This is a genomic window from Alloalcanivorax marinus (assembly GCF_016906305.1).
In the GTDB taxonomy this organism is placed as follows: domain Bacteria; phylum Pseudomonadota; class Gammaproteobacteria; order Pseudomonadales; family Alcanivoracaceae; genus Alloalcanivorax; species Alloalcanivorax marinus.
Window position 1 is genome coordinate 154,714 of the sequence record NZ_JADDOL010000001.1, and the last position, 14,169, is coordinate 168,882.

A 14,169-nucleotide genomic window follows, 5' to 3' on the forward strand; every position below is an offset into this window, starting at 1 on the left:
CGATAAAACCGGGGAATATCGACACGTTGTTTTGACTTGTCGATGCCAGTTTCGAGCCCTATGAATAAGAAGCCAGGACAAGAAGCACTGAACCGCCGAATCTGGGCCCTGGCCTGGCCGCTGCTGTTGTCCAACATCACCGCGCCCCTGCTGGGCCTGGTGGACACCGCCGTGGTCGGGCATCTGGATTCGCCGGTCTATCTGGCGGCGGTGGCGCTGGGCGCCAACTTCTTCATGTTTCTGTATTTCTCGTTCAACTTCCTGCGCATGGGCACCACCGGCTTTACCGCCCAGGCGCGGGGCGCCGGCGAGGCCACCCTGGTGGTGGTGCTGCGGGCGCTGCTGCTGTCCACGGTGCTGGGCGGGCTGCTGATTCTGCTGCAGCCGGCGCTGCGCGAGGCCGGGCTGTGGCTGCTGGGGGGCAGCGCGGAAGTGCAGGCGCTGGCCCGGGATTACATCGCCATCCGCGTGCTGGGGGCGCCGGCGGCGCTGGGCAATTTCGCGCTGATCGGCTTCGCCATCGGCCTGCACCGCACCAGCGTGCCGCTGAAGATGACGGTGCTGATGCACGCCAGCAACGCGCTGCTGGATTTTCTGCTGGTGCAGGTGTGGCATTTTGATGTGCGCGGCGTGGCCACCGCCAGCGCCCTGGCGGAATACCTGGGGCTGGCCGGCGGGCTGTTCTGGCTGCGCCGGGAAATTTTCGGCGACGCCTGGCGGGCCCTGCCGGCGGGCGCCCTGCGCCAACTGGCGCCGATGGCGCGGCTGCTGGCGGTGAACCGGGATATCTTCCTGCGCAGCCTGGCACTGCTCAGCGTGTTTTTCTTCTTCACCGCCCAGGGCGCCCGGCTGGGTGATACGGTGCTGGCCGCCAACGCGGTGCTGATCACCTTTCTGTTGCTGCTCAGCAATACCCTGGACGGCTTCGCCAACGCCGCCGAGGCGCTGGTGGGCGACGCCACCGGGCGCCACGACCGCCGGGCCCTGGACGCGGCGGTGCGGGCCACCGGTCGCTGGACCCTGATGGTGGCGCTGCTGGCGCTGGCCGGGTTCGCCCTGGGCGGCGCACCGCTGATCCGCCTGCTCACCGACCTGCCGGCGGTGCGCGACACCGCCACCACCTACCTGCCGTGGATGCTGCTGCTGCCGCTCACCGCCAGCGCCGGCTTCTGGCTGGACGGGGTGTTCGTGGGCGCCACCCTGGCGCCGCAGATGCGCAACACCATGATCCTCGCCACCCTGCTGTTTTTCCCGGTGTGGTGGCTGACCCGGGACTGGGGCAACCATGGTCTGTGGCTGGCCATGAACGTGTGGATGGCCAGCCGGGGGGTGCTGATGGCGTTGGTCTGGCGGCGGGTTCGGGGCTAACCGGGACGGTGATAACCTGACCGGACATCGAATCCCACCCCGGACTTCGGCGTCAACCATGGACAAGGCCCTTACCCGTTTCTCCCTGCTTACCCTGGTCGCCGCGATCGCCGCCAGCGCGGCGTGCACCACCATGGCTTCCAGCGAGCAGGCCTGGCAAACCTTTCGCGCCGACGTGGCCCATTCCGCTACAGATAGGGCTTAAGAATCCCATAGATCTCAGGGTGGCTTTCTTGGAACGAGGGGGTTCGAGCAATCGACAAGTTCTCCGCGGAAGGCGTATAACCATAATCCAAAAGAACCTTGGCCGCCGCACCGGAAGCATAGCGACTTGATAAAAATTGAGGCCAGAGTGCCTCGCCCAGAGCAGGCCTTACCCCGGCTTGGCCTAAATAAACAAGCACTTCGTCCATCCCATAAATGACCGCCTTATCAAAGGCATTTCTGGTCTCTCCGTTGAACCACGTCTCGGTATTGGTCAGGCTCGCGCCTGATGCTGAAGCGATCATGCCCATCTTTTTTATAATGGCACTCTGGTCTAAATCGCCACTATCGCGCTTTCGCAACGAAGGGCTGACAGCATCTGATATGGCTTGCCTTTCCAGCGGAAGGAGACCTTTTCCCATAAGGCGCGCCAGTTGTTCCGGCGTTGTTTTGGCGACAATGATGCCCGTGGCTTTTCGCTTCGATGCCTCATCCATGCGACCCAAATCGAGCCCGCCTTCTTCCAAGGCCTGTACGACCTGTTCAATTCCTCCGTCTCGCAGAAGCAGACCCAGGGCTCGCATCTCCTTCTCGCTTTTCGGCTCCGAAGCAGCAGCTTCCAACGGGTTACGCTCCCCGGCTTCTGCTCTACTAAAGTCAACCTCTCCTTCAGGCTTTGAAGGGAGGGGATGAACATAACTGTCGTCTTTATCCAACGCTTCGTGTGTCACCTCTTCATTATTTTTGAGAGGGAACTGAAAAAGGACAGCGAGCGAAATAGCGACCCCGGTTATCGAAAGAAGCCCGTAGCGCATCATTCAGCGCCCTCCACATCACACGAGCCTGTTGATATATAGACTGGGGGTGTGATCAACAAGACGATAGTGATTGAGTCCACTGGATCAGCTTCCACGACCGGGCTGAAGCCGCTCCTACGGAGGAAGGGGGCGCAGGAGCGGCTTCAGCCGCGATGGGGCCTTGGGTCAGCGGCTCAGGGCGCCGTCGTTCTGCAGCCGTTTGGCCAGGTCGCCGGCGAAGCCGCGCACCGCGTTGCTCAGGCTGGTGGGGTTGATCACCCGGGATTGGGCCTGCCACACCGGGCTGTCGCGGCCCACCTGATAGAGCGTGCTTTGCAGGTAGTAGTCGCGGTTTTCCACGTAGTAGCCGGGGGAATAGACGGTGTCGTAGCCGGCGCCCAGGGACGGGCCGTAGCCTTGATTGAGGCGGGGCGGCACATAGTCGGCGCGCACTTCGGCCTTGAGGAAGGAGACCGCCAGCACGCCGTCGGCGCCGCTGCGGTCCACCGCCTTTTCCACCCGCCGGCGCAGATCGTCGCCGTCGGCGGCGCCGTCCAGCTGGCGGTGGGCCAGGTACACCTGGCGCACCCGGTCACGGAGTGCCTCGCCCAGGGCGTTCTCCACCGCCACCCGGTCCTGGTCGTCATTGATCAGCGCGATGACGAACAGGCTTTCGAAGCGGGGCTGCTCCGCGTCCGGCGTGTTCCAGCCGGACACCACCTCGGTGGGGGTGGCGCAGCCCGCCAGGGCCAGCGCAAAAGCCAGGGAGAAAAGTATCGAAACGGTGCGTCGCGGCGCGGTCATGGGGCATCCTTTCGGTTGGCGGTGGACATTCTGCCCCCCATGCTAACCGGCCCGCCCGGCGACGCAACCGACAGGGATCAAAAGCGGGGCCGGTCAGGCCTTGCCGGCGATGAATTTCATCAGCGTCATGAACCACATCAGGTGGCCCGGGTCGCCTTCCACCTTGATGTCGCCGGCCTGCATGCCTTCCATAAAGGCCATCTGGTTCTTGCCGGACGCCTTGAGGGTACGGAACGCGTAGTCCGCGTCCTTGAAGTTGAGCGTCACCGACGGGGTCGGATGCAGCACCCGCTTACTGGCCACGTGCCCCGGCCGGAAGTGGTACCAGCGGGCGGCGCGCCCGTCGAAGGTGCGCCACTGCATCACCACGTCGCGGTGTTCGAGCTGTTTGCGAAAGCCCGGGTGGCGGCGGGCCAGCCAGGCCAGCCGCCAGCCCAGCACCAGCAGGATCAAACGGAATTTCATCGGGTCTCCCAGCCGGCCGCCGTCAGGGCATCAGCGCGGGCAGTTCCTTGTTGAGTTTGAGCTTTTCCTTGACCGCTTCGCCGGTGAGGGCGTAGCCGCGCAGGGCGCCTTCTTTGTCGCGGAACAGGGCCTGCACGTCGTTGCCGTCGGCCTGGACCTCCCATTCGCCGTCCAGCTCCTCCGGCGGCGGGCACACCACCACCGGGCAGGCCGGGGTCTTGATGGTCACCGGCATCACGCCGTAGCTCACCGGGGTGGGCTCGCCGGCCAGGGTTTTGGCCAGGGCCCGGGCGCCGGCCATCAGAGGCAGGACGTACGGCAGCACATGGCCTTCCACCTCGGCGCAGTCGCCCAGGGCATAGACGTTATCGGCGCTGGTGCGCAGGGTACGGTCGGTGAGGATGCCACGGTTGGTGCGCAGGCCGGCGTCCTTGGCGATGTCGATGCGCGGCCGCAGGCCGATGGCGGACAGCACCAGGTCGGATTTCAGGTGCGTGCCATCGGACAGCTCGGTGACCAGACCCGCGCCCTCCCGGTCGTGGTGCACCGCTTTGGCCAGCGGCCCGAAATGAAAGGTCACGCCCAGGCTTTCCAGGCCGCGCCCCACCGCCGCGGAGGCCGCCTCCGGCAGCAGCATGGGCAGGCAGCGGCCCAGGGGTTCCACCAGGTTCACCTGGAAGCCGCCGTTGGACAGATCGTTGGCGAATTCGCAGCCGATCAGGCCGCCGCCCAGAATGGTGACGCTCTTCTTGCCGTCCAGGGCCTGCCGGAAGCGGGCGTAATCCATCAGGTCGTTGACCGAGAACACCTCGCCCACCGCGTCGCCTTCCAGGGGCGGCGTCCAGGTGTCCGCGCCCAGGGCCAGCACCAGGGCGCTGTAATCCAGATGGTCGTCCGGCAGCAGCACGCGCTGCTTGTCGGTGTCGATGCCGGCCACATGGACGCCGGTGCGCACGGTGACGTTGAACTGCTCGGCGACCTGTTCCGGCGTGGCCATGGCCAGCTGGTCGGCGGTCTTGTCCTTGGTGAAGCCGGTGGAGAGCATGGGCTTGGAATAGTTGCGCCCGTCGTCGGCGGTGAGCACCACCACCGGCGTTTCCTTATCCAGCTTGCGGAATTCCTTGACCGTGTTGAAGCCGGCCAGGCCGGATCCGATAACGACGATGGGGTTCATGGCGGGTCCTGGGTCATCTTGCGGTGAGTGGCGAAGGCGAGGAACGGGCCGGGGCGGTTCAGATCTCGATCATCTCGAAGTCTTCCTTGCCCACGCCGCAGTCCGGGCACACCCAGTCCTCCGGGACATCTTCCCATTTGGTACCGGGCTCGATGCCTTCCTCGGGCAGGCCTTCTTCCTCATCGTAGATGAAGCCGCACACCACGCATTCCCATTTCTTCATGCTTAAACCTCGTTTCGTCGGAAGCCGGGCCCGGGTAGACGGGCCGTTCCAGGGGCCCGCTAACGTAGCCACGGCCGCCGTAAAAATCAATGACAGTGGATAATGGCACCTTTGCCGGACGGCCATGCCGCGCCGCCCCGTCGAGGTAAGCAGGGTTCGTGCCGACCCTTGATCGGACGGTCATCCTGGGCCATAGTCCCCGCGCCCGCCGCGATTGAGCGAACACCATGCCCGATACCGCCCTGCGCGCCGATACCCGCTGGCGCGCCCAGGAACGCCTTGTTTTGCCTCCCCTGATCCGGGATTGGCTGGCGGACCCCGGCTCCCTGACCGCCCGGCTGCGCCGCCACGGCCCGTTCCGGGTGGCCCCGCGTCACGGCGCCATCGAACGGCCCACCCTGGAAGAGCAGGCCCAGTTGGGCCGCATCGGGCGCCGGTACGCCCTGATCCGCGAAGTCACCCTGTATGTCCATGAACAGCCGGTGGTGGAAGCGCGCAGCGTGCTGCCACTGGCCAGCCTGGCCAACGCCAACCGCAGCCTCGGCCACATGGGCAGCCGCTCCCTGGGCAGCGAGCTGTACCGCCGGCCCCTGGCGCACCGCGACCAGGTGTGGGTGCGCTTCGGTCTCAGCCCCTCTGGCCAGGGGCCCTGCTGGGGGCGACAATCCCGGTTCGTGAAGCGCGGCCGGCCGCTGCTGGTGGCCGAGCATTTTCTGCCCGCGCTGTGGGAACTGATAAGGGACTGACCTATGCTCGCCTTCGTGGAGCACCGCTGGCCCTCGCTGTGGCCCTGGATTCAGCTGATGCGGCTGGACCGGCCGATCGGCAGCATGCTGCTGATGTGGCCCACCCTGTGGGCGCTGTGGATCGCCGGCGACGGGACGCCCAGCCTCAAGCACATCCTGGTGTTCGTGCTCGGTGTCTATGTGATGCGCGCCGCCGGCTGCGTGATCAACGATTTCGCCGACCGCGACTTCGACGGCCACGTGACGCGCACCCGGGAACGGCCGCTGGCCACCGGCGCCCTGAGCGCCAAACAGGCGCTGCTGCTGTTCTGCGCCCTGGGCCTGCTGGCCTTCGTGCTGGTGCTGTTTCTGAATCGCTTCACCCTGCTGCTGTCGTTCGGCGGCCTGGCCCTGGCCATGCTCTACCCCTTCACCAAGCGTTTCACCTATTTGCCACAACTGTTTCTCGGCGCCGCCTTCAGCTGGGCGATTCCCATGGCGTTCGCCGCCGAGACCGAAAGCGTGCCCGAAATCGCCTGGCTGCTGTTCGTCACCAACCTGCTGTGGACGGTGGGCTACGACACCGAGTACGCCATGTGCGACCGGGAGGACGATCTCAAGATCGGCGTGAAGAGCACCGCCATTCTGTTCGGCGACCTGGACCGGCTGATGGTGGGCGCGCTGCAGGCGCTGACCCTGGTGGCGCTGTGGCTGGTGGGCCAGCGGCTGGGCCTGACCTGGCCCTGGTATCTGGGCCTGGCCGGCATGGCGGCCGGGTTCGCGCACCAGCAGTGGCGCATCCGCTACCGCCAGCCCGGGCCGTGCTTTCAGGCGTTTCTCAGCAACCACTGGGCCGGCGCCAGTGTGTTCGCCGGCCTCTATTTCCATTACCTGATCAGCGCCTGAAAAGGTGCTAATTTGTCATCAGGATGTCATAAAAAGGCAATCTAATAGGGGCACTTCAACGGGAGAACCCAGAGAACGCCATTATGTCCCGCAACCGCATTCTGATCGTCGACGATGAACCCGCCATCCGCGAGATGGTGGCCGTGGCCCTGGAGCTGGCCGACTTTGACGTGCTCGAGGCCGAGAACGCCCAGCGCGCCCATGAACGCATCGTCGATGAACGGCCCGACCTGGTCCTGCTGGACTGGATGCTGCCCTCGGTGAGCGGTATCGAGCTGGCGCGGCGCCTCAAGCGCGAGGACGCCACCGCAGAGGTGCCGATCATCATGCTTACGGCCAAGAGCGAGGAAGACAACAAGATCCAGGGCCTGGACGTGGGCGCCGACGATTACATCACCAAGCCGTTTTCCACCCGCGAGCTGATTTCGCGCATCAAGGCGGTGCTGCGCCGGTCTTCGGTGACGGCGGCGGAGAAAGCCATCGATGTGGAAGGTCTTTGCCTGGATCCGGTGAGCCATCGCATCAGCGCCCATGGCGAGCCGGTGGACATGGGCCCCACCGAGTACCGCTTGCTGGAGTTCTTCATGAGCCACCAGGAGCGCGCCTATTCCCGGACCCAGTTGCTGGATCAGGTGTGGGGGGCGAACGTGTACGTGGAGGATCGCACCATTGATGTGCACATCCGGCGGTTGCGTAAGGCGTTGGCGCCGCACGGGTTTGATGGGTTTATTCAGACGGTGCGGGGGACGGGTTATCGGTTCTCGGTGAAGACCAGCCAGGCTTCGTAATTCCTGGTGTTGGGGCGCGGGATTGGATTTCCGGTCCCGGACACGCTGCAAGTACGTCCGTGTAAGCTCGAGCTGGCCATCCCTGGCCAGCTACGGTCCGGGACCGAAAATCCAATCCCGCTTCGCGTTAACCGCCGTGACGCCTTGCTGGTTTGGGGTTAGTGTGCGGTTAGGCATTTTGAGACGTTTTCCATGAAGCATCCCTCCGGTATGCGGGCCAGTCTGGCCAAGGAAGTGAATCGGATTCTGATTCTGGTGGCGGCCGGGGTGGCGTTGTGTGTGTTGTGGCGCAGCGTGTGGCCGTTGGTGGCGGTGCTGGGGTTGTACATCGTGTGGAGCACGCGGCAGTTGTTCGCGTTGTACGTGTGGCTGGTGCGCGAGGAGCATACCGATCCGCCGGACAGCGTGGGGCTCTGGGGCGAGTTCTATACCCGGTTGGAGCATCTGTTCCGTCAGGAGCGGCGGGCGCAGGACAATCTGCAGGGCATCATCCAGCGGGCCCAGGCGTCGGTGAACGCGCTGGAGGACGTGGTGGTGATGATCGACCGCCACGGTCATCTGGAGTACTGGAACCATGCCGCAGAGCGGCATCTGGGGTTTCGGCCGGACAAGGATCTGGGCCAGCCGTTGACCAATCTGATGCGCCATCCGCGTTTTACCGATTACCTCAGCCAGGGGCGCTTCAACGAGCCGCTGGAAATTCCTTCCCCGGTCAACGACAGCCGCATTCTGCAGTTCCGGATCACCGAGTTCGGCGAGGGGGATCAGTTGATCCTGGCGCGGGACATGACCCGGCTTCATCACCTGGAAGAGATGCGCAAGGATTTCGTGGCCAACGTGAGCCACGAGTTGAAAACGCCGCTGACCGTGCTCAAGGGGTATCTGGAAACGCTGCAGGATACGGTGCCGGAGGAACAGACCCGGTTGCGGCGGGCCTTGCAGCAGATGAGCACGCAAAGCCACCGCATGGAGGCACTGGTCAACGATCTGCTGCTGTTGTCGCGGCTGGAGAACACCAAGGCGGACAACACCGGCCAGGCGGTGGCGGTGCACGGCATGCTGCACCGGATGCGCGAAAGCGCCCTGGCGCTGATGCCGGAGAAGCACCACCGGATCACGTTGACGGTGCCGGAGGACGCCCGCTTGCTGGCCAATCCGGCGGAGTTGGAAAGCGCTTTCGGCAACCTGATCACCAACGCGGTGAAGTACACGCCGGCGGAGGGCCACATTCATATTGAGTGGTGGCGCGACGACAAGGGCGGCCATTTGTCGGTGACCGACGACGGGGTGGGCATCGATCCGCAGCACATTCCGCGCCTTACCGAGCGCTTCTACCGGCCGGACAACAGCCGGGTCACCCAGACCGGCGGCACCGGGCTGGGGCTGGCCATCGTCAAACACGTGATGCTGCGCCACGACGGCAAGCTGGAAATCCAGAGCGCCCTGGGCAAGGGCAGCACCTTCACCTGTCACTTTCCGCCGGCGCGGCTGGTGGACAAGCCCGCCCTGGCGAACACCTGACGGACCGCCGCATCATCGGCGTACGACATGCCACGGCCGCGATAACGTGCCGCGATCAGTAGTGCGGCGGCGGCGCGTCCTGAATGCGCAGCGCCGCCAGTTCCTCACCCTGCTCCACCACCCGGTCGACCAGCTTGCGGCAGGCGGTTTCCAGCTCGTCCAGCTTGCGCTGCTGATCGGCCACCACCCGGTTGAGGCTGGCCACCAGGTCTTCCTGGTAGGCCAGCTTGGTTTCGATATCGAGAAAACGGTCTTCGCTCATGACACCTCCTGAAGCGGAGCGGCAGTATAGCGCCACACCCGGGGCGCTACACGGCGCCGGCCAGCACCGACTGCGCCAGATCCAGCGGGTCCTCCTCCAGCCAGTCCAGTTGTCCGTCCAGCGACAGCTGCGACAGGCCGTGGACCAGCGCCCAGGCGCGCACCGCCGCGCGGGTGACACGGGCCGGCTCCGGCGCCGCGCCGGGCCAGCCCCGCGCCACCGCCTGGCGCAGCGCCTCGAAGGACGCCCGGGACGCCTCGCTCAGTTCATCGCCGCGACGTTGCGGCGGGATCACGCTGAACATCAGCCCGAACAGGGCCGGATGCTGATGGGCGAAGCGCACATAGCTGCGCCCGGCGGCCAGCAGCTGTTCGCCGTCGGCGGCGCCGGCTTCCGCCTCGTGCTGGGCCGCGCTCAGGCGCCGGAACCCTTCCGACGCCAGCGCCTGCAGCAGCGCCTCCTTGTTGGCGAAATGCCGGTAGCTGGCGTTGGCGGTCACGCCCACCCGGCGGGCCAGTTCGCGCAGACTGAAGCCGCTGCCGCCGCTTTCCGCCAGCAGCGTCAGACCTTCTTCCACCAGGGCGCGGCGCAGGTCGCCGTGGTGATAGCGCCCGGTGGGCGTTTTCTTTGATGAGGGCACCCGTACACCTTCCTTTCCTTCGTATGTTTACAACATACACATGAGGCCATGGGGAGCCCAGCGCCGCGCGCTTGATTTAAGCCCCTGCCGCCGCTAAGGTTATCGCCGTCTTGGGGGAGTAGTCGCCGGGCCACCCCGCCCTGACGGTCGTCAACATAGTTGCGCCTCAATGCGCATGGCGGCCGTGTCCCGCGCGCGAAGCCGTTCGCGCCGCGGTATCGACGAGACCTGAGGCATTATCCGTATTCCGCGGGGGCGGGATCGACGGGTGATGTCTCCGGTATTGGTCGATCCCGCCCCCTTAAGGAACTCCGTTGGACGCTTTTCTTTCTTCCACCCTGCTGGTCGCCCTGGGCGAAATCGGCGATAAAACCCAATTGCTGTCCCTGGCGCTGGTGGTGCGCTACCGCAAACCCTGGCCGATTCTCGCCGGCGTGATCGTCGCCACCCTGGTCAACCACGGCATCAGTGTGTGGTTCGGCGACTGGCTCGCGGACACTATCCCGACGGATTGGCTGCGATGGATCCTGGGTTTGAGCTTTATCGCCCTGGGCCTGTGGATGCTGATTCCCGACAAGGACGAGGAGGTGGGCGACAAATACCGCTTCGGCCCCTTCCTGACCAGCCTGGTGCTGTTCTTCATCGCCGAGATCGGCGACAAGACCCAGGTGGCCACGGTGGCCCTGGCGGTGCGCTTCCAGGAGTTCTGGCCGGTGCTTCTGGGTACCACCACGGGTATGATCGCCGCCAACCTGCCGGTGATCTGGGTGGCCCACCGTCTCGCCAGCGAGCGTTTCGAGGTGTGGGCCCACCGGATCAGCGCCGCCCTGTTCATCGCCTTCGGTGTCTGGGCACTGATCTGACCTGGGGAGAAACCCGCATGGCGCTGACCGCCACCATCCACAAAGCGGAACTGACCGTCTCGGACATGGACCGGGATTACTACGCCACCCACAACCTGACGGTGGCGTTGCACCCTTCCGAGACCGAGGCACGCATGATGCTGCGGCTGATGGCCTTCGCGCTCAATGCCCACGAGGATCTGTCCTTTACCCGCGGGCTCTCCAGCACCGAGGAACCGGACCTGTGGCAGCACGAGCCGGATCAAACGCTGACGCACTGGATTGAACTGGGCATGCCCGACGAGAAACGGCTGCGCAAAGCCTGCGGGCTGGCGCGCCGGGTCACCGTTTATGTCTACGGACAACGCGGCCCCCAGGTCTGGTGGGAGGGCATGCAAGACAAGGTCCGGCGGTTCGCCAACCTGCGCATCGTCAACGTGGACCCCGCCAGCGAAGCGGCGCTGGCCGGCTATTGCCAGCGCGCCATGCAGCTGCAGGCGATGATCCAGGACGGCCAGCTCTGGTTCGGCGACACCGCCGGATCCACCGAAGTGAGCCTCGCCACCTGGTACGCCGGCGATGCCTGGTGACGAGTAGAAAGTTAAAAGTTGAAAGTTAAAAGCGCGGGCACGGCCTTGCCAACGGCAGGGCTTATTTCCGCGTTTCAACTTTTAACTTTCAACTTTTAACTACTCTTCAAACCAATGCCGGGTGCGATTAACGATCGCCACCAACGACAACATCACCGGCACTTCCACCAGAACCCCCACCACCGTGGCGAGAGCCGCGCCGGAGGACAGCCCGAACAGGCTGATGGCCACCGCCACCGCCAGCTCGAAAAAGTTGGAGGTGCCGATCAGGCAGGCCGGGCCGGCCACGTTATGGGGCAGGCGCAGCCAGCGGGCGGCGACGAAGGCGATCAGGAAGATGCCGTAGGTCTGGATCAGCAGCGGTATGGCGATCAGCACGATGGCCTGGGGCTTGGCGAGAATGGTCTGAGCCTGGAAGCCGAACAGCAGCACCACCGTGGCCAGCAGGCCCAGGACGCTGACCGGCTTGAGCGCATGGACGAAGTCATCCACCGCCTTCTCGCCGCCGCGCCCGCTCAGCCAGCGGCGGGTGAGCGCCCCGGCCACCAGCGGCAGAAGCACGTACAGCACCGTGGACAACACCAGCGTGTCCCAGGGCACGGTGATGTCGCTGACCCCAAGCAACAGCGCGGCGATGGGGGCGAAGGCGAACACCATGATCACGTCGTTCACCGACACCTGCACCAGGGTGTAGTTGGCGTCGCCCTTGGTGAGGTGGCTCCATACGAACACCATGGCGGTGCACGGCGCCACGCCCAGCAGGATCATGCCGGCGATGTACTCGCTGCCGGTCTGCGGGTCCACCAGGTCGGCGAACAGCACCTTGAAGAACAGCCAGCCCAGGGCGGCCATGGTGAACGGCTTGATCAGCCAGTTCACCACCAGGGTGAGCAGCAGGCCCTTGGGCTTGTCGCCCACCCGCTTCATGGCGGCGAAGTCGATCTGGATCATCATCGGGTAGATCATCACCCAGATGAACACCGCCACCGCCAGGTTCACATGGGCCACCTCGAAGCCGGCCACCGCCTGGAACAGGCCCGGTGCCGCCAGCCCCAGGGCGACGCCGGCGACGATCGCCAGACCCACCCAGACACTCAAGAAGCGCTCGAAGAACGGCATCAGTGGTCGCCCTGGTCCCGGTGGATCTTTTGCAGTGCCGCGGTCAGGCCAAGCGGGTTCAGGGCCTCCAGATCCAGCGCCACCACCTCCTCCAGGCGCGCCCGCAGCCGCGCATAGGTGTCCTCGAACACCGCCTGGATGTGTGCCTCATCGCCCTGGGCGGCGGCCGGGTCCGGGATCCCCCAGTGCACCTTGGCGGACTCGGACAGCCACACCGGGCAGGCTTCGCCGGCGGCGGCGTCGCACACCGTGATGACCACGTCGAACCACTGGTCGCCCAGGTCGTCCATGGATTTGGAGGTGGGCTCGCCCACCGGCACCCCGTGGCGCTCCAGTACCGCCAGCGCCCGAGCGTTGACCTGGCCGGAGGGATGGCTGCCGGCGCTGCGGGCCAACAGACGGCCCTCGCCCAGGTGGTTGGCCAGCGCCTCGCCGAGGATCGAGCGGCAGGAATTGGCGGTGCAAAGAAACAGCAATTTCAGCGGCGTTTTCATGATCGTTTCTCCAGGGAACCGGGGTCGGTTCAACAGCAATGCCCTTGCAGCGGTCGCAGGCCCAGCTGGCGCCGCCCTTCCACCACCATGCTCTCAATGACAGTGAGCGCCCACTCCGGAAGGGCGCCATTGATCCGGTAGTACATCCAGGTGCCCTGGCGCCGGGCCACCACCAGGCCGCACTGACGGAGCTGGGCCAGGTGGCGTGAGATGGTGGACTGGGGCGCGTCCAGGGCCGCCACCAGATCGCACACACACACTTCCCGATCCGTACCCATCAGGCACACCAGGCCGAGCCGCAGCTCATCGCCCAGGCACTTGCACAGGCTGGCAACGGACACTTCGACGGGGGCGGTCTGGACGGCGTGCATGGCGGGTTCCTCGTGATCGGCCGGGGCCTGTCTTGTAAATTCGTATATCCGGATTAACGAATATATTAAACCAAAAAAGACCCGGCGCAAGGCCGGGTCCGTGAAGGTTTTATGGCAGAAAACCGGGTTCAGGGTACGGATCCCTCAGGGTTTTTTCACCTCTTTCTCCATCTGATCAATGGAGATGTGCCGCACGTCGGTGCCCTTGACCAGGAAGATCACCTGCTCGCCGATGTTGCGGGCGTGGTCGCCGATGCGTTCCAGGGCGCGCAGGGACCAGATGATATTGAGCACCCGGGAAATGGCCCGCGGATCCTCCATCATGAAGGTCACCAGGGCGCGCATGGCGGAGCGGTACTCCATGTCCACCTCGGTGTCCTCGGCGGCCACTTCCACCGCCTTGTCGGCGTCGAAGCGGGCAAAAGCGTCCAGGGTGTCGCGCAGCATGTTGCGCACGTGGTTGCCGATGTGGCGCACTTCCACGTAGCCGCGCGGGGACTCGCCTTCCTCGGCCAGCTGAAGGGCCATGGCGGCGATCTTGGCGGACTCGTCGCCGATCCGCTCCAGGTCGGACACCGCCTTGGACACGGCGATGATCAGGCGCAGGTCGGAGGCCGCCGGATGGCGCAGGGCCAGCACCCGGGCGCATTCCTCGTCGATCTGGATTTCCTGCTGGTCGACCTTTTCCTCGGTCTGCAGCACCTTCTCGGCCAGGCCGGAATCGGCGCGCAGCAGAGCTTCCAGGGCGTCGACCACCTGCTTCTCCACCAGGCCACCCATCTCCATCAGGTGGTTGCGAATCGACTCCAGCGCTTCGTTGAACTGCGAGGAGCTGTGCTGACCAAAATGCATGCGATCCATGTTTTGTTCTCCTTG

Annotated in this window: 19 protein-coding genes and 1 riboswitch; of the genes, 8 read left to right on the forward strand and 11 right to left on the reverse strand. The window is 65.1% G+C overall.

Annotated elements, in window-relative coordinates; translation table 11 throughout:
* Positions 1-60 precede the first annotated feature (60 nt).
* Positions 61-1,368, forward strand: coding sequence for an MATE family efflux transporter (locus tag IM760_RS00770; RefSeq protein WP_204426642.1), 1,308 nt, complete (start codon positions 61-63; stop codon positions 1,366-1,368).
* A 58-nt stretch (positions 1,369-1,426) separates the two neighbouring features.
* Entirely contained in the window at positions 1,427-1,573 is a 147-nt protein-coding gene (locus IM760_RS00775) for a hypothetical protein (protein WP_204426643.1), read from the forward strand.
* On the opposite strand, the gene IM760_RS00780 is transcribed toward IM760_RS00775, so the two are convergent.
* From IM760_RS00780 to rd, 5 genes are all read right to left on the reverse strand, one after another.
* Positions 1,557-2,390 carry a hypothetical protein gene (locus tag IM760_RS00780; RefSeq protein ID WP_204426644.1) on the reverse strand — a complete coding sequence of 278 codons (834 nt, stop codon included), beginning with the start codon at positions 2,388-2,390 and terminating at the stop codon, positions 1,557-1,559. The two genes, IM760_RS00775 and IM760_RS00780, sit on opposite strands and share 17 nt — an antisense overlap.
* Before the next feature lie 165 nt (positions 2,391-2,555).
* Positions 2,556-3,173: a hypothetical protein gene (locus tag IM760_RS00785; protein WP_204426645.1), complete on the reverse strand. Its 618-nt coding sequence runs from the start codon at positions 3,171-3,173 to the stop codon at positions 2,556-2,558.
* A gap of 93 nt (positions 3,174-3,266) precedes the next feature.
* Positions 3,267-3,638, reverse strand: a complete 372-nt coding sequence (locus IM760_RS00790; RefSeq protein ID WP_204426646.1) for a hypothetical protein — start codon at positions 3,636-3,638, stop codon at positions 3,267-3,269.
* 22 nt (positions 3,639-3,660) lie between these two features.
* Complete coding sequence (locus IM760_RS00795) at positions 3,661-4,812, reverse strand: NAD(P)/FAD-dependent oxidoreductase (RefSeq protein WP_204426647.1); 1,152 nt, start codon at positions 4,810-4,812, stop codon at positions 3,661-3,663.
* Between the two features lie 58 nt (positions 4,813-4,870).
* Entirely contained in the window at positions 4,871-5,035 is a 165-nt protein-coding gene (rd, locus tag IM760_RS00800) for a rubredoxin (RefSeq protein WP_138773523.1), read from the reverse strand.
* A gap of 227 nt (positions 5,036-5,262) precedes the next feature.
* Between rd and IM760_RS00805 the strand changes: the two genes are divergently transcribed.
* From IM760_RS00805 to phoR, 4 genes are all read left to right on the forward strand, one after another.
* Positions 5,263-5,781, forward strand: a complete 519-nt coding sequence (locus tag IM760_RS00805; RefSeq protein ID WP_204426648.1) for a chorismate--pyruvate lyase family protein — start codon at positions 5,263-5,265, stop codon at positions 5,779-5,781.
* A gap of 3 nt (positions 5,782-5,784) precedes the next feature.
* Positions 5,785-6,666: a 4-hydroxybenzoate octaprenyltransferase gene (gene ubiA, locus IM760_RS00810; protein ID WP_204426649.1), complete on the forward strand. Its 882-nt coding sequence runs from the start codon at positions 5,785-5,787 to the stop codon at positions 6,664-6,666.
* 83 nt (positions 6,667-6,749) lie between these two features.
* Positions 6,750-7,454: a phosphate regulon transcriptional regulator PhoB gene (gene phoB / locus IM760_RS00815; protein ID WP_204426650.1), complete on the forward strand. Its 705-nt coding sequence runs from the start codon at positions 6,750-6,752 to the stop codon at positions 7,452-7,454.
* Between the two features lie 210 nt (positions 7,455-7,664).
* A complete protein-coding gene (phoR, locus tag IM760_RS00820; protein WP_204426800.1) occupies positions 7,665-8,975 on the forward strand; it encodes a phosphate regulon sensor histidine kinase PhoR in 1,311 nt (436 codons plus the stop codon).
* Positions 8,976-9,030: 55 nt separating this feature from the next.
* On the opposite strand, the gene IM760_RS00825 is transcribed toward phoR, so the two are convergent.
* Both IM760_RS00825 and IM760_RS00830 read right to left on the reverse strand, forming a co-directional pair.
* Entirely contained in the window at positions 9,031-9,237 is a 207-nt protein-coding gene (locus IM760_RS00825) for a SlyX family protein (RefSeq protein WP_204426651.1), read from the reverse strand.
* A 46-nt stretch (positions 9,238-9,283) separates the two neighbouring features.
* Positions 9,284-9,877, reverse strand: a complete 594-nt coding sequence (locus IM760_RS00830; RefSeq protein WP_338021355.1) for a TetR/AcrR family transcriptional regulator — start codon at positions 9,875-9,877, stop codon at positions 9,284-9,286.
* A gap of 101 nt (positions 9,878-9,978) precedes the next feature.
* A riboswitch (yybP-ykoY riboswitch) is annotated at positions 9,979-10,140 on the forward strand.
* 51 nt (positions 10,141-10,191) lie between these two features.
* Here IM760_RS00830 and IM760_RS00835 point away from each other — a divergent pair.
* Together IM760_RS00835 and IM760_RS00840 are read left to right on the forward strand one after the other, a co-directional pair.
* The gene (locus IM760_RS00835) at positions 10,192-10,740 is read left to right on the forward strand and encodes a TMEM165/GDT1 family protein (RefSeq protein ID WP_204426652.1); all 549 of its coding nucleotides are present in this window, start codon (positions 10,192-10,194) and stop codon (positions 10,738-10,740) included.
* A gap of 17 nt (positions 10,741-10,757) precedes the next feature.
* A complete protein-coding gene (locus IM760_RS00840; RefSeq protein ID WP_204426653.1) occupies positions 10,758-11,309 on the forward strand; it encodes a YaeQ family protein in 552 nt (183 codons plus the stop codon).
* 99 nt (positions 11,310-11,408) lie between these two features.
* Here IM760_RS00840 and arsB read toward each other — a convergent pair whose 3' ends face one another.
* The 4 genes from arsB to phoU form a co-directional block, all read right to left on the reverse strand.
* Positions 11,409-12,428: an ACR3 family arsenite efflux transporter gene (gene arsB, locus IM760_RS00845; RefSeq protein WP_204426654.1), complete on the reverse strand. Its 1,020-nt coding sequence runs from the start codon at positions 12,426-12,428 to the stop codon at positions 11,409-11,411.
* Positions 12,428-12,922, reverse strand: coding sequence for an arsenate reductase ArsC (locus IM760_RS00850; protein WP_204426655.1), 495 nt, complete (start codon positions 12,920-12,922; stop codon positions 12,428-12,430). Before IM760_RS00850 ends, arsB begins: the two co-directional genes overlap by 1 nt.
* A 29-nt stretch (positions 12,923-12,951) precedes the next feature.
* The gene (locus IM760_RS00855) at positions 12,952-13,293 is read right to left on the reverse strand and encodes an ArsR/SmtB family transcription factor (RefSeq protein ID WP_204426656.1); all 342 of its coding nucleotides are present in this window, start codon (positions 13,291-13,293) and stop codon (positions 12,952-12,954) included.
* Between the two features lie 144 nt (positions 13,294-13,437).
* The gene (gene phoU, locus IM760_RS00860) at positions 13,438-14,154 is read right to left on the reverse strand and encodes a phosphate signaling complex protein PhoU (protein WP_204426657.1); all 717 of its coding nucleotides are present in this window, start codon (positions 14,152-14,154) and stop codon (positions 13,438-13,440) included.
* Positions 14,155-14,169: the final 15 nt, after the last annotated feature.

Bases quoted from the DNA above. Each gene is read 5' to 3' on its own strand.
- IM760_RS00770 (WP_204426642.1), top strand. From the start codon at position 61: ATGAATAAGAAGCCAGGACAAGAAGCACTGAACCGCCGAATCTGGGCC.
- IM760_RS00775 (WP_204426643.1), top strand. From the start codon at position 1,427: ATGGACAAGGCCCTTACCCGTTTCTCCCTGCTTACCCTGGTCGCCGCG.
- IM760_RS00780 (WP_204426644.1), bottom strand. From the start codon at position 2,390: ATGATGCGCTACGGGCTTCTTTCGATAACCGGGGTCGCTATTTCGCTC.
- IM760_RS00785 (WP_204426645.1), bottom strand. From the start codon at position 3,173: ATGACCGCGCCGCGACGCACCGTTTCGATACTTTTCTCCCTGGCTTTT.
- IM760_RS00790 (WP_204426646.1), bottom strand. From the start codon at position 3,638: ATGAAATTCCGTTTGATCCTGCTGGTGCTGGGCTGGCGGCTGGCCTGG.
- IM760_RS00795 (WP_204426647.1), bottom strand. From the start codon at position 4,812: ATGAACCCCATCGTCGTTATCGGATCCGGCCTGGCCGGCTTCAACACG.
- rd (WP_138773523.1), bottom strand. From the start codon at position 5,035: ATGAAGAAATGGGAATGCGTGGTGTGCGGCTTCATCTACGATGAGGAA.
- IM760_RS00805 (WP_204426648.1), top strand. From the start codon at position 5,263: ATGCCCGATACCGCCCTGCGCGCCGATACCCGCTGGCGCGCCCAGGAA.
- ubiA (WP_204426649.1), top strand. From the start codon at position 5,785: ATGCTCGCCTTCGTGGAGCACCGCTGGCCCTCGCTGTGGCCCTGGATT.
- phoB (WP_204426650.1), top strand. From the start codon at position 6,750: ATGTCCCGCAACCGCATTCTGATCGTCGACGATGAACCCGCCATCCGC.
- phoR (WP_204426800.1), top strand. From the start codon at position 7,665: ATGCGGGCCAGTCTGGCCAAGGAAGTGAATCGGATTCTGATTCTGGTG.
- IM760_RS00825 (WP_204426651.1), bottom strand. From the start codon at position 9,237: ATGAGCGAAGACCGTTTTCTCGATATCGAAACCAAGCTGGCCTACCAG.
- IM760_RS00840 (WP_204426653.1), top strand. From the start codon at position 10,758: ATGGCGCTGACCGCCACCATCCACAAAGCGGAACTGACCGTCTCGGAC.
- arsB (WP_204426654.1), bottom strand. From the start codon at position 12,428: ATGCCGTTCTTCGAGCGCTTCTTGAGTGTCTGGGTGGGTCTGGCGATC.
- IM760_RS00850 (WP_204426655.1), bottom strand. From the start codon at position 12,922: ATGAAAACGCCGCTGAAATTGCTGTTTCTTTGCACCGCCAATTCCTGC.
- IM760_RS00855 (WP_204426656.1), bottom strand. From the start codon at position 13,293: ATGCACGCCGTCCAGACCGCCCCCGTCGAAGTGTCCGTTGCCAGCCTG.
- phoU (WP_204426657.1), bottom strand. From the start codon at position 14,154: ATGGATCGCATGCATTTTGGTCAGCACAGCTCCTCGCAGTTCAACGAA.